The organism is Streptomyces sp. NPDC101110 (genome assembly GCF_044759525.1).
GTDB lineage: Bacteria > Actinomycetota > Actinomycetes > Streptomycetales > Streptomycetaceae > Streptomyces.
The window spans coordinates 544,813-557,989 of record NZ_JBIVZM010000003.1; the positions used below are offsets into that span (position 1 = coordinate 544,813).

General features: G+C 69.8%; 12 protein-coding genes and 1 pseudogene. 12 read left to right on the forward strand and 1 reads right to left on the reverse strand.

The window, feature by feature from the left end:
- The first annotated feature begins 50 nt into the window (after positions 1-50).
- Together ACIQU3_RS08735 and hisS are read left to right on the forward strand one after the other, a co-directional pair.
- Positions 51-758, forward strand: coding sequence for an MBL fold metallo-hydrolase (locus ACIQU3_RS08735; protein WP_403728509.1), 708 nt, complete (start codon positions 51-53; stop codon positions 756-758).
- 11 nt (positions 759-769) lie between these two features.
- A complete protein-coding gene (gene hisS / locus ACIQU3_RS08740) occupies positions 770-2,032 on the forward strand; it encodes a histidine--tRNA ligase (protein WP_403728507.1) in 1,263 nt (420 codons plus the stop codon).
- A 320-nt stretch (positions 2,033-2,352) separates the two neighbouring features.
- Here hisS and ACIQU3_RS08745 read toward each other — a convergent pair.
- A pseudogene (locus ACIQU3_RS08745) lies at positions 2,353-2,549 on the reverse strand (ABC transporter ATP-binding protein); the annotation flags it as partial.
- Positions 2,550-2,724: 175 nt separating this feature from the next.
- Between ACIQU3_RS08745 and ACIQU3_RS08750 the strand changes: the two are divergent.
- From ACIQU3_RS08750 to ACIQU3_RS08795, 10 genes are all read left to right on the forward strand, one after another.
- Positions 2,725-3,381 (forward strand): vitamin K epoxide reductase family protein, encoded by a 657-nt coding sequence (locus ACIQU3_RS08750; protein ID WP_403728505.1) that lies wholly within the window; start codon positions 2,725-2,727, stop codon positions 3,379-3,381.
- Between the two features lie 56 nt (positions 3,382-3,437).
- The gene (locus tag ACIQU3_RS08755) at positions 3,438-4,790 is read left to right on the forward strand and encodes a replication-associated recombination protein A (RefSeq protein WP_403728502.1); all 1,353 of its coding nucleotides are present in this window, start codon (positions 3,438-3,440) and stop codon (positions 4,788-4,790) included.
- Between the two features lie 305 nt (positions 4,791-5,095).
- Positions 5,096-5,710: a 30S ribosomal protein S4 gene (gene rpsD / locus ACIQU3_RS08760; RefSeq protein WP_010046470.1), complete on the forward strand. Its 615-nt coding sequence runs from the start codon at positions 5,096-5,098 to the stop codon at positions 5,708-5,710.
- Positions 5,711-5,969: 259 nt separating this feature from the next.
- Positions 5,970-6,410 carry a DUF948 domain-containing protein gene (locus ACIQU3_RS08765; RefSeq protein ID WP_104778781.1) on the forward strand — a complete coding sequence of 147 codons (441 nt, stop codon included), beginning with the start codon at positions 5,970-5,972 and terminating at the stop codon, positions 6,408-6,410.
- Between the two features lie 9 nt (positions 6,411-6,419).
- Positions 6,420-6,782 (forward strand): hypothetical protein, encoded by a 363-nt coding sequence (locus ACIQU3_RS08770; RefSeq protein ID WP_403728499.1) that lies wholly within the window; start codon positions 6,420-6,422, stop codon positions 6,780-6,782.
- Positions 6,782-9,454: an alanine--tRNA ligase gene (gene alaS / locus ACIQU3_RS08775; protein ID WP_403728497.1), complete on the forward strand. Its 2,673-nt coding sequence runs from the start codon at positions 6,782-6,784 to the stop codon at positions 9,452-9,454. Before ACIQU3_RS08770 ends, alaS begins: the two co-directional genes overlap by 1 nt.
- Before the next feature lie 17 nt (positions 9,455-9,471).
- Positions 9,472-9,936 (forward strand): Holliday junction resolvase RuvX, encoded by a 465-nt coding sequence (gene ruvX, locus ACIQU3_RS08780; protein WP_403728495.1) that lies wholly within the window; start codon positions 9,472-9,474, stop codon positions 9,934-9,936.
- Between the two features lie 123 nt (positions 9,937-10,059).
- A complete protein-coding gene (gene mltG / locus ACIQU3_RS08785; RefSeq protein ID WP_403728493.1) occupies positions 10,060-11,781 on the forward strand; it encodes an endolytic transglycosylase MltG in 1,722 nt (573 codons plus the stop codon).
- Between the two features lie 11 nt (positions 11,782-11,792).
- Positions 11,793-12,620 (forward strand): shikimate dehydrogenase, encoded by an 828-nt coding sequence (locus ACIQU3_RS08790; RefSeq protein WP_403728491.1) that lies wholly within the window; start codon positions 11,793-11,795, stop codon positions 12,618-12,620.
- Between the two features lie 51 nt (positions 12,621-12,671).
- Complete coding sequence (locus tag ACIQU3_RS08795; protein ID WP_403728488.1) at positions 12,672-13,085, forward strand: hypothetical protein; 414 nt, start codon at positions 12,672-12,674, stop codon at positions 13,083-13,085.
- Positions 13,086-13,177 lie beyond the last annotated feature (92 nt).

Here is a 13,177-nt window from a genome sequence, read left to right on the forward strand (position 1 = left end):
GGCTCTGTGAGCAGCCGTAGCCGCCCCTATCGACACAACGAAGGACGATCGTGCTCATTGCCGGGTTCCCCGCCGGGGCCTGGGGGACGAACTGCTACCTCGTCGCCCCCGCCGCCGGTGAGGAGTGCGTGATCATCGACCCCGGCCATCAGGCCGCCGACGGCGTCGAGGAAGCGATCAGGAAGCATCGCCTCAAGCCCGTGGCCGTCGTCCTCACCCACGGCCACATCGACCACGTCGCCTCGGTCGTCCCGGTGTGCGGCGCGCACGACGTGCCGGCCTGGATCCACCCCGACGACCGGTACATGCTGAACGACCCCGAGAAGGGGATCGGCCGTTCCATCGGCATGCCGCTCATGGGCGAGCTGACCGTGGGGGAGCCGGATGACGTCAAGGAGCTGGCCGACGGGGCGAAGCTGGAGCTTGCGGGCCTGGAGCTGTCCGTCGCGCACGCGCCCGGCCATACCAAGGGGTCGGTGACCTTCGGCATGCCCGAGGCGGCGGACATCCCGCCGATCCTGTTCTCGGGCGACCTGCTGTTCGCCGGCTCCATCGGACGCACCGACCTGCCCGGCGGTGACATGGCCGAGATGCTCGACTCGCTGGCCCGCGTGTGCCTGCCGCTCGACGACTCGACCGTGGTGCTGTCCGGCCACGGCCCCCAGACGACCATCGGCCAGGAGCGCGCCACCAATCCGTATCTGCGGCAGGTGGCCGCCGGCCAGGGACCCGCTCAGGCTCCCCGACGAGGAATGTGACGAGACCTTCCGTGAGCACCTTCAAGGCCCCCAAGGGCACGTACGACCTCATCCCGCCGGACAGCGCCAAGTACCTCGCCGTCCGTGAGGCGATCGCCGCACCGCTGCGCAACTCCGGCTACGGCTACATCGAGACGCCCGGCTTCGAGAACGTCGAGCTCTTCGCGCGCGGCGTCGGCGAGTCCACCGACATCGTCACCAAGGAGATGTACGCCTTCGAGACCAAGGGCGGCGACAAGCTCGCCCTGCGTCCCGAGGGCACGGCCTCGGTCCTGCGCGCAGCGCTGGAGGCCAACCTGCACAAGGCGGGCAACCTCCCGGTCAAGCTCTGGTACTCCGGCTCGTACTACCGCTACGAGCGTCCCCAGAAGGGCCGTTACCGCCACTTCTCCCAGGTCGGTGCCGAGGCGATCGGCGCGGAGGACCCGGCGCTCGACGCCGAGCTGATCATCCTGGCCGACCAGGCGTACCGCTCGCTGGGCCTGAGCGATTTCCGGATCCTGCTCAACAGCCTCGGCGACCAGGAGTGCCGTCCGGTGTACCGGTCGGCGCTGCAGGAGTTCCTGCGCGGACTGGACCTGGACGAGGACACCCTGCGCCGCGCGGAGATCAACCCGCTGCGCGTCCTGGACGACAAGCGCGAGGCGGTGCAGAAGCAGCTGGGGGACGCGCCGTTGCTGCGTGACTACCTGTGCGACGCGTGCAAGGCGTACCACGAGGAGGTCCGCGAGCTGATCACGGCGGCGGGCGTCTCCTTCGAGGACGACCCGAAGCTGGTCCGCGGGCTGGACTACTACACCCGCACCACCTTCGAGTTCGTCCACGACGGTCTCGGCTCGCAGTCCGCGGTGGGCGGCGGCGGCCGCTACGACGGCCTGTCCGAGATGATCGGCGGACCCGCGCTGCCGTCCGTGGGCTGGGCGCTCGGCGTCGACCGCACGGTCCTCGCACTGGAGGCGGAGGGCGTCGAGCTCGAACTGCCCGCCACCACCAGCGTGTTCGCCGTCCCGCTCGGCGAGGAGGCCCGCCGCGTCCTGTTCGCCAAGGTCACCGAGCTGCGCAAGAACGGCATCGCGGCCGACTTCTCCTACGGCGGCAAGGGCCTCAAGGGCGCCATGAAGAACGCCAACCGCAGCGGCGCCCGCTACACGGTCGTCGCCGGTGAACGCGACCTCGCCGAGGGCGTCGTCCAGCTCAAGGACATGGAGTCGGGCGAGCAGACGGCGGTGGGCGTCAACGAGATCGTGGCCGAGCTGGAGGCCCGGCTCGGCTGAGTGCCGCGAAAGGGCGCCGGGATCTCCCGGCGCCCTTCTCCCTGCTCCAGAAGCCCGTGCCGCCCCGCACGCGTGAGGCCGTCGTCCGGTGCGGAGAACCAGCCAGATCTTGCCCAGGAAGCAAGCCGTCGGCGGCATCGGCGTGCCCCGCAGCCGGCGCAGCACTGCGCCCCGCCGCAGCCCGGGCCCCACGCGCCGGGCAGCCGCTCCGTTCCGGCCTGCCCGCGGTCCCGTACGTCGGTCGTGGCCGTGCCGCGGTCGCCTGTCCGGTCAGCCGGAGGTACACGTCCGCCGGCGGGGGCGTCACACCGTCAGCCCCGGATGACCTCGCCCGGGTCCCGCGGCCGGGGTTTGGAGCGGCCACGTGCCGTACGGTCTCCCGGACCGTCAACTCGGCGGGTGCCGATTCGCCCTGCCGGACGATCCCGACATGTGAGCGCCACGCGCGCGTGCCGGTCGCCGGGTCCGACCCCGGCACGGACACCTCTCCCGCGTCCCGGCCCCGGTGCCCCCGCAGGTCGACGGCCGGTTCGTACCCCTGTGCCGTCATGCAACGACAGTCGGCCGGAACGCAACCCTCAGGGACGATCGGGCGGACATCCTTATGTCCACTGAACGGTGGACAGAGGCACCGGTGCGGCACAATGGCCCTGCCCGAAGATGTTCAGGTCTCAAATGACGGAATCGGCGTGATGAGCAAGACGACAGTCAAGGACGTCTCCATGGAGCCCGAGCAGCAGCGCGCCGAGATCGCGCCCCGCGCGGAGGGCGGCAGCCGGGCCCTCGCCCTGCTGCTGGTGATCACCGGCGCGGCCGGACTGCTCGCCGCATGGGTCATCACGATCGACAAGTTCAAGATCCTCGAGGCCAAGGTCGAGGGCAAGACGTTCACGCCCGGCTGCAGCCTCAACCCCGTGGTCTCCTGCGGCAGCGTCATGGAGAGCAAGCAGGCCGCCGTCTTCGGCTTCCCGAACCCGATGCTCGGCCTCGTCTGCTACGGCATCGTCATCGGCGTCGGCATGGCCCTGCTCGCCCGCGCCCGCTTCCCGCGCTGGTACTGGCTCACCTTCAACGCCGGCCTCCTCTTCGGCGTGGTCTTCTGCGCCTGGCTGATGTTCCAGTCCCTGTACCGGATCAACGCGCTCTGCCTGTGGTGCAGCCTGGCCTGGGTCGCCACGATCCTGATGTTCTGGTACGTCACGTCGTTCAACATCCGCAAGGGCTTCCTGCCCGCCCCGAAGTGGCTCAAGAGCTTCTTCGGCGAGTTCACCTGGGTCATGCCCGTGCTGCACATCGGCATCATCGGCATGCTGATCCTGACCCGCTGGTGGGACTTCTGGCTCAGCTGACCAGGGCCGCCCCGGCCCCGGGCGCACTGTCAGTGCGGTGATTTAGGGTTTTCGACGTGGAGCCCGACCTGTTCACCGCCGCAGCCGAAGAACGCCAGGAGAAGGAGCCGTCCAGCAGCCCCCTGGCCGTCCGGATGCGCCCGCGCACCCTCGACGAGGTCGTGGGCCAGCAGCATCTGCTGAAGCCGGGATCCCCCCTGCGCAGACTGGTGGGGGAGGCATCCGGCCCGGCCGGACCCTCCTCGGTGCTCCTGTGGGGCCCGCCCGGCACCGGAAAGACCACCCTGGCCTACGTCGTCTCCAAGGCGACCGACGCCCGCTTCGTGGAGCTCTCGGCGATCACCGCCGGGGTCAAGGAGGTCCGCGCGGTCATCGACGGCGCCCGCCGCGCCTCGGGTGGGTACGGCAAGGAGACCGTCCTCTTCCTCGACGAGATCCACCGCTTCAGCAAGGCCCAGCAGGACTCCCTCCTCCCGGCCGTCGAGAACCGCTGGGTGACGCTCATCGCCGCGACGACGGAGAACCCGTACTTCTCGGTGATCTCGCCCCTGCTGTCCCGCTCGCTGCTGCTCACCCTCGAACCGCTCACGGACGACGACATCAGGAGCCTCATCCGCCGCGCCCTCACCGACGAGCGTGGCCTCAACGAGGCCGTCACCCTCCCCGAGGAGACCGAGAACCACCTCCTGCGCATCGCCGGCGGTGACGCCCGCCGTGCCCTGACCGCCCTGGAGGCGGCCGCCGGAGCCGCCCTGGACAAGGGCGAGGCGGAGATCGGTCTGACCACCCTGGAGGAGACGGTCGACCGGGCCGCCGTGAAGTACGACCGCGACGGCGACCAGCACTACGACGTGGCCAGCGCCCTGATCAAGTCCATCCGCGGCTCCGACGTCGACGCGGCCCTGCACTACCTGGCCCGGATGATCGAGGCCGGCGAGGATCCCCGCTTCATCGCCCGGCGTCTGATGATCTCCGCCAGCGAGGACATCGGCCTGGCCGACCCGACCGCTCTGCAGACGGCGGTCGCCGCCGCCCAGGCCGTCGCCATGATCGGTTTCCCCGAGGCCGCCCTCACCCTCAGCCACGCCACCATCGCCCTGGCCCTGGCGCCCAAGTCCAACGCCGCCACCACCGCGATCGGCGCCGCCCTGGAGGACGTCCGCAAGGGCCTCGCCGGACCCGTGCCCGCCCACCTGCGCGACAGCCACTACAAGGGCGCGACCAAACTCGGCCACGGCCAGGGCTACGTCTACCCGCACGACCTGCCCGAGGGCATCGCCGCCCAGCAGTACGCCCCGGACGAGCTCAAGAACCGCGAGTACTACGAGCCGACCCGGCACGGCGCGGAGGCCCGCTACGCGGACGCCGTGGAGTGGACCCGGAAGAACCTCGGTCGAAAGCGGTCCTGAGCACCCTGTAAACTCGTGCGGAGTGCTGCGTCCCGTGCAGTCAGAACGGGACAGTCGGCCGGAGTCCCGATCCTCCGGGATCGGCTCCAGGAGCGTCGCGCACCGTCGAACGGTGTCGCGGGCAGCCCACCACCACCCGTCCTGTGACGGGAGCGGCCGGTGGGCCACTCGCGTGCTGCACGTATGTGCCCAGACCAGGGGAGCGGCTGCCCACCCGGGCCCGGCAGGGTCCCAGGCGGGTTTCCCCGGCTGCGGATGCGACCTCCCACAACCCTGACAAGCCGATACAACGAAAGCGAAAAACAGTGGCGAACCAGTCCCGCCCCAAGGTCAAGAAGTCGCGTGCCCTCGGCATCGCGCTGACCCCGAAGGCCGTCAAGTACTTCGAGGCCCGTCCCTACCCGCCGGGTGAGCACGGCCGCGGCCGCAAGCAGAACTCGGACTACAAGGTCCGTCTGCTCGAGAAGCAGCGTCTGCGCGCGCAGTACGACGTGTCCGAGCGCCAGCTCGTCCGCGCCTACGAGCGTGCCTCCAAGGTCCAGGGCAAGACCGGTGAGGCCCTGATCATCGAGCTCGAGCGTCGTCTCGACGCCCTGGTTCTGCGTTCGGGCATCGCCCGCACCATCTACCAGGCCCGTCAGATGGTCGTCCACGGTCACATCGCCGTCAACGGCAAGAAGGTCGACAAGCCCTCCTTCCGTGTCCGTCCGGACGACGTCGTGCAGGTCCGTGAGCGCTCCAAGGAGAAGACCCTCTTCACGATCGCTCGTGAGGGTGGCTTCGCCCCCGACGGTGAGACCCCGCGCTACCTCCAGGTGAACCTCAAGGCCCTGGCGTTCCGCCTGGACCGCGAGCCGAACCGCAAGGAGATCCCGGTGATCTGCGACGAGCAGCTCGTCGTCGAGTACTACGCCCGCTGATCCACGGCAGGCACGCGGTACCCCAGCCCGCCGTCTCCCCGCCCCTCCGGGCGGGCGAGGCGGCGGGCTTTCGCGATCGACCCGGCGTCGGAGGCCGATCCGGCCCGGGCTTTCGCGATGGACCCGGTCGGAGACCGATCCGGTCCGGGCTTTCGCGATGGACCCGGCGCCCGGGGGTAATCCGGTACGGAGCGCCACCCCCGGCGCGATAGGCTCGTCGCACGACTTTTTCGATGTTCAGGCACGTTTCAGGGAGCGGGTGCACACAGTGTCCGGTGGAGAGGTTGCCGGAATCCTGGTGGCCGTCTTCTGGGCGATCCTGGTCTCCTTCCTCGCCGTCGCGTTGGCGAGGGTGGCCCAGACGCTCAAGGCGACCACCAAGCTCGTGGCGGACGTGACCGACCAGGCCGTCCCGCTGCTGGCCGACGCCTCCGCGGCGGTGCGCTCCGCGCAGACCCAGATCGACCGGGTCGACTCCATCGCCTCCGACGTCCAGGAGGTCACGTCGAACGCCTCCGCGCTGTCGACCACCGTCGCCTCCACCTTCGGCGGCCCCCTGGTCAAGGTCGCGGCCTTCGGCTACGGCGTGCGCCGGGCCCTCGGCGGAGGCAAGGAGGACGTGCCCGCCAAGGCGTCCAGGCGTACCGTGATCGTGGGCCGCACGGTCACCCGGCGCAGCGCCCGAGGGAAGAGGGACTGAGAGCCAGCGATGTTCCGCCGTACCTTCTGGTTCACCACGGGTGTCGCCGCCGGTGTGTGGGCCACCACCAAGGTCAATCGCAAGCTGAAGCAGCTGACCCCCGAAAGCCTCGCGAGAACCGCCGGGAACAAGGCGCTCGAGGCCGGTCACCGCATCAAGGACCGTGCGGTCGGCTTCGCGCTCGACGTCCGGGACAACATGGCCGTGCGGGAGGCCGAACTCGGCGACGCCCTCGGGATCAACGAGAATCCCGAACTCCCCGGCCCCCGGCGGCACATCGCCATCGAGAACCGCAACAACCCCAAGTACGTCGACGGTTCGAAGCACCAGACGTACCAGACGTACCCGTACAACCGGAATGAGGACCACTGATGGAGTCGGCTGAGATTCGCCGCCGCTGGTTGAGCTTCTTCGAGGAGCGCGGTCACACCGTCGTCCCTTCGGCGTCGCTCATCGCGGACGACCCGACTCTGCTCCTCGTCCCGGCCGGCATGGTGCCCTTCAAGCCCTACTTCCTGGGCGAGGTCAAGCCGCCCTTCGCCCGCGCCACCAGTGTGCAGAAGTGCGTGCGCACGCCGGACATCGAAGAGGTCGGCAAGACCACCCGGCACGGCACGTTCTTCCAGATGTGCGGCAACTTCTCCTTCGGCGACTACTTCAAGGAAGGCGCCATCAAGCACGCCTGGGAGCTGCTCACCAGCCCCCAGGACAAGGGCGGTTATGGCCTCGACCCCGAGCGCCTGTGGATCACCGTCTACAAGGACGACGACGAGGCCGAGCGCATCTGGCACGAGGTCGTCGGCGTGCCGAAGGAGCGCATCCAGCGCCTCGGCATGAAGGACAACTACTGGTCCATGGGCGTCCCCGGCCCCTGCGGCCCCTGCTCCGAGATCAACTACGACCGTGGCCCCGAGTTCGGCGTCGAGGGCGGCCCCGCCGTCAACGACGAGCGGTACGTGGAGATCTGGAACCTCGTCTTCATGCAGTACGAGCGGGGCGAGGGCATCGGCAAGGACAACTTCGAGATCCTCGGCGAACTGCCCAGCAAGAACATCGACACCGGCCTCGGCCTCGAGCGCCTCGCCATGATTCTGCAGGGCGTGCAGAACATGTACGAGATCGACACCTCGATGGCCGTCATCAACAAGGCCACCGAGCTGACCGGCGTCCGCTACGGCGACGCCCACGGTTCGGACGTCTCCCTGCGCGTGGTCACCGACCACATGCGGACCTCGGTCATGCTGATCGGCGACGGTGTCACCCCCGGCAACGAGGGCCGCGGCTATGTGCTGCGCCGCATCATGCGCCGCGCCATCCGCAACATGCGCCTGCTCGGCGCCACCGGACCGGTCGTCAAGGACCTCATCGACACCGTGATCGGCATGATGGGCCAGCAGTACCCCGAGCTCATCACCGACCGCGAGCGCATCGAGAAGGTCGCCCTGGCCGAGGAGAACGCGTTCCTCAAGACGCTCAAGGCCGGCACCAACATCCTCGACACGGCCGTCACCGACACCAAGGCCGCCGGCTCCACCGTCCTGCCCGGCGACAAGGCCTTCCTGCTCCACGACACCTGGGGCTTCCCGATCGACCTCACCCTGGAGATGGCCGCCGAACAGGGCCTGTCCGTGGACGAGGACGGCTTCCGCCGCCTGATGAAGGAGCAGCGGGAGCGCGCCAAGGCCGACGCCCAGGCCAAGAAGACCGGGCACGCCGGGGCCGGTGCCTACCGTGAGATCGCCGACCAGGCCGGTGCCACCGACTTCATCGGCTACACCGACACCGAGAGCGAGTCCACGATCGTCGGCATCCTCGTCGACGGCGCCTCCTCCCCGGCCGCCACCGAGGGCGACGAGGTCGAGATCGTCCTCGACCGCACCCCCTTCTACGCCGAGGGCGGCGGCCAGATCGGCGACACCGGCAAGATCAAGGTCGACTCCGGTGCCGTCATCGAGATCCGCGACTGCCAGAAGCCGGTCCCGGGGGTCTACGTCCACAAGGGCGTCGTCCAGGTCGGTGAGGTCACCGTCGGTGCCAAGGCCCATGCCGCCATCGACGACCGCCGCCGCAAGGCCATCGCCCGCGCCCACTCGGCCACGCACCTGACCCACCAGGCCCTGCGCGACGCCCTCGGCCCGACGGCCGCCCAGGCCGGTTCCGAGAACCAGCCCGGCCGCTTCCGCTTCGACTTCGGCTCCCCGTCCGCCGTCCCGACGGCCGTGATGACCGACGTCGAGCAGAAGATCAACGAGGTGCTCGCCCGCGACCTCGACGTCCGCGCCGACGTCATGGGCATCGACGAGGCCAAGAAGCAGGGCGCCATCGCCGAGTTCGGCGAGAAGTACGGCGAGCGCGTCCGCGTGGTCACCATCGGCGACTTCTCCAAGGAGCTGTGCGGCGGCACCCACGTGCACAACACCGCCCAGCTCGGGCTGGTCAAGCTGCTCGGCGAATCCTCCATCGGCTCCGGTGTCCGCCGCATCGAGGCCCTGGTGGGCGTGGACGCCTACAACTTCCTCGCCCGCGAGCACACGGTCGTCGCCCAGCTCCAGGAGCTGATCAAGGGCCGCCCCGAGGAGCTCCCGGAGAAGGTCTCCGCCATGCTCGGCAAGCTGAAGGACGCCGAGAAGGAGATCGAGAAGTTCCGCGCCGAGAAGGTCCTCCAGGCCGCCGCGGGTCTCGCCGAGTCCGCCAAGGACGTCCGTGGCGTTGCTGTCGTGACCGGTCAGGTCCCCGACGGCACGACCGCCGACGACCTCCGTAAGCTCGTCCTCGACGTGCGCGGACGTATCCAGGGCGGTCGGGCTGCCGTCGTCGCCCTGTTCACGGTGGCGAACGGCAAGCCGCTCACGGTCATCGCCACCAACGAGGCCGCCCGTGAGCGCGGCCTGAAGGCCGGCGACCTCGTCCGTACGGCCGCCAAGACCCTCGGCGGCGGCGGAGGCGGCAAGCCGGACGTCGCCCAGGGCGGCGGCCAGAACCCGGCCGCCGTCGGTGACGCCGTGGACGCCGTGGAGCGTCTGGTCGCCGAGACGGCCAAGTAAGAGACGGGTCGGACGGCATGCGCAGAGGACGTCGGCTCGCGATCGACGTCGGGGACGCCCGCATCGGGGTCGCCTCGTGCGACCCCGACGGGATCCTCGCCACCCCGGTGGAGACGGTCCCGGGGCGTGACATCCCCGCAGCTCAGCGACGGTTGAAGCAACTCGTCGAGGAGTACGAGCCCCTGGAGGTCGTGGTCGGGCTCCCGCGCTCCCTCAAGGGGGGCGAGGGCCCGGCCGCGGTCAAGGTCCGGGGCTTCACCCAGGAACTGGCCCGCATGATCTCTCCGGTTCCGGTGAGACTCGTGGACGAGCGCATGACGACGGTGACGGCCAGCCAGGGACTGCGCGCCTCCGGCGTGAAGTCCAAGAAGGGCCGGTCCGTCATCGACCAGGCAGCAGCCGTGATCATCCTGCAACAGGCCCTCGAATCCGAACGGATGTCAGGTAAAGCACCCGGCGAAGGCGTCGAAGTGGGCATGTGATCGCGATACGGTAACGTTCCGCGCGATGCGGCGGCATTCGAACAGCCGCCGCACAGCAAAGAGGCGGGACGGAAGCCGGGGCCGGAAGCCGCGTGACCGCCGCCTCGCGGCTCTAGGGGATCGATGACTGAGTATGGCCGGGGCCAAGGCTCCGAACCGTGGCATCCGGAGGACCCGTTGTACGGGGACGGCGGATGGGGCGGCCAGCAGGCCCATCAGGGTCAGCAGTCCCCCTACGGCGGCCAGCCGCAGCACTATCCAGAGCAGCAGCCGCAGCAGCCGCAGTACGGCGACTGGGGCACCGGTGACCAGTCCGGATACGGTCAGGCGCAGCAGCAGTACCCGTACGACCAGCAGTACGCGGCACAGGCCCACGGGCACCAGCAGTACCCCGGCCCCCAGGGCCCCGGACATCAGCAGGACCAGGGCTACCACCAGCAGCAGTACGACACCGGCGGCTGGGCCACCGGCCCTCACCAGCAGGTCTCGTACCCCGGTGATCCCCAGGACCCGTACGGACAGCAGGCCGGTGCGTACGACACGGGCCGGCAGGACTACTACGGCACGCCCGACGCGTATCCACCCCCTGAACCGCCCGGCCGGCGTGGGGTCGAACCCGCGTCGGAACCGGAGACCGACTGGGACCCCGGCCCCGACCAGGGCGAACACGCCTTCTTCGCGGGCGGGGACGACGAGGACGACGGTGACGAGCCGGAGGGGCGTCGCGGCCGCGACGACAAGCGGGGACGCGGCGGCGGCAAACCGAAGAAACGCCGCAACGGCATGGCCTGCCTGCTGGTCGCCGTGATCCTCGGCGGCGGCCTGGCGGGCGCCGGCTACTTCGGCTACCAGTTCTACCAGGATCGTTTCGGCGACGCCCCGGACTTCGCGGGGGGCGGCAACGGGCAGCAGGTCTCCGTCGAGATCCCCAAGGGTGCGGACGGGTACGCGATCGGCCGGGCGCTGAAGTCCGCCGGTGTCGTCAAGAGCGTCGACGCCTTCGTCTCGGCCCAGGCCGGCAACCCCGAGGGCCGGAGCATCCAGGACGGCGTGTACACGCTGCAGAAGCAAATGTCGGCCGCGAGCGCGGTCGAACTGATGCTCAGTCCGAAGAGCCGCGACAACCTGATCATCGCCGAGGGCCGGCGCAACGCCGACATCTACCGCCTGATCGACAAGCGGCTGGACGTCAAGGCGGGCACCACCGCAGCGGTCGCCAAGAAGGATTACAAGAAGCTCGGACTGCCCGCGTGGGCGCAGAACCACGCCCAGGTCAAGGACCCGCTGGAGGGCTTCCTCTACCCCTCCAGCTACGGCGTGAGCGAGGGGCAGAAGCCCGCGGACGTCCTGAAGCAGATGGTCGAGCGGGCCACCGCGACGTACGGCAAGCTCGGGGTCGAGAAGAAGGCCGAGAGCCTCGGACTCGAGGACCCGTGGCAGCTCGTCACCGTCGCCAGCCTGGTCCAGGCCGAGGGCACCAGCCACGACGACTTCCGCAAGATGGCCGAAGTCGTCTACAACCGTATGAAGCCCGGGAACCCGCAGACCAACGGCATGCTGGAGTTCGACTCCACCTACAACTACATCAAGAACCAGAGCAAGATCGACCTGAGCCTGAGCGAACTGCGGAACTACGACAACCCGTACAACACGTACTTCCACAAGGGTCTGCCGCCCGGTCCGATCGACAACCCGGGCGAGGACGCCATCAAGGGCGCCCTGAAACCGACGGGCGACGGCTGGTACTACTTCATCTCGCTCGACGGTAAGACCAGCAAGTTCACGAAGACGAACGCCGAACACCAGAAGCTGGTCGACCGGTTCAACGCCTCGCGGAACAACTGAGGAAGTCCCTGATGGCCGCACCACGCCGGGCCGCCGTACTCGGCTGCCCGATCGCCCACTCGCTCTCGCCGGTCCTGCACCGCACCGCCTACCAGGAGTTGGGCCTGGCCGGCTGGACGTACGACAGGTTCGAGGTCGACGAGGCGGGGCTGCCCGCCTTCTTCGAGACGCTCGGTCCCGAGTGGGCCGGGCTCTCGCTGACCATGCCGCTGAAGCGGGCCGTGATCCCGCTGCTCGACGAAGTCAGTGAGACCGCCGCCTCGGTCGACGCGGTCAACACCGTGGTCCGCACCGAGGACGGCCGCAGTGTCGGCGACAACACCGACATCCCCGGCATGGTCGCCGCCCTGCGCGAGCACGGCATCGACAAGGTGGACGCCGCCGCCGTGCTCGGCGCCGGCGCAACCGCCTCCTCCGCGCTGGCCGCGCTGTCGCGGATCTGCCCGGGCGAGATCACCGTCTACGTGCGCAGCGAGGCCCGGGCCGCCGAGATGCGGCGATGGGCCGAGCGACTCGACGTCGCCGTCCGCATCGCCGACTGGGCGGACGCCGAGCGGGCCCTGCGCGTGCCGCTGGTGATCAGCACCACGCCCGCCGGGGTCACCGACGCCCTCGCCCGGTCCGTACCGGAGCGCCCGGCGGCCCTCTTCGACGTCCTCTACGACCCCTGGCCCACCGCCCTCGCCGCCCGCTGGTCGGCGTACGGCGGTGCCGTCGTCAGCGGCCTCGACCTGCTGGTGCACCAGGCCGTGCTCCAGGTCGAGCAGATGACGGGGCTCGCCCCGGCGCCCCTGGACGCCATGCGAAAAGCGGGCGAGCGGGCTCTCGCCGACCGATAAGATCCGCTCTCGGTTCCGCAGGGGGCGGAACAGGGGAGGGGAACGTCCGTCATGTCCACCGGCCTGCCTCAGGCGTCCGTAAAGTCCCAGATATTCGAGTCCCTGCTGGGATTCCTGCCCGACTGGGTGCAGATCACGGTGCTCGCCCTGATCGTGCTCGCCGTCGTGGCCTCCTGGGTCGTCAAGATCAAGCGCAAGATCGCCTACCGGCGTGCCGTCCGGAACGGCCAGCCGGTGCACGCCGCCGCCCAGTACGGGCAGGGGCGCGGCGCGGACTACCTGGGACAGTACGCGCCTCAGCAGCAGACCCGGCCGGCACAGCAGGGCAGCGGTGCCGACCACCTGGGGGCGTACGCCCCGCAGCCGGCCGAGCCCGCGCAGCAGCCGAGCGGTGCCGACTTCCTCGGGGCGTACGCGCCGCAGCAGCGTCAGGGCGAGGGTCCGTCCGCGAACGCGTCCGCTTGATGGACCGGCCGCCGGGCAGAGTGCCCCGGCGTGGGAGGATCGGAGACGGTGGACCGGGCCGCGCACCCGGTCACGCCGTCGCCGTACGCGAC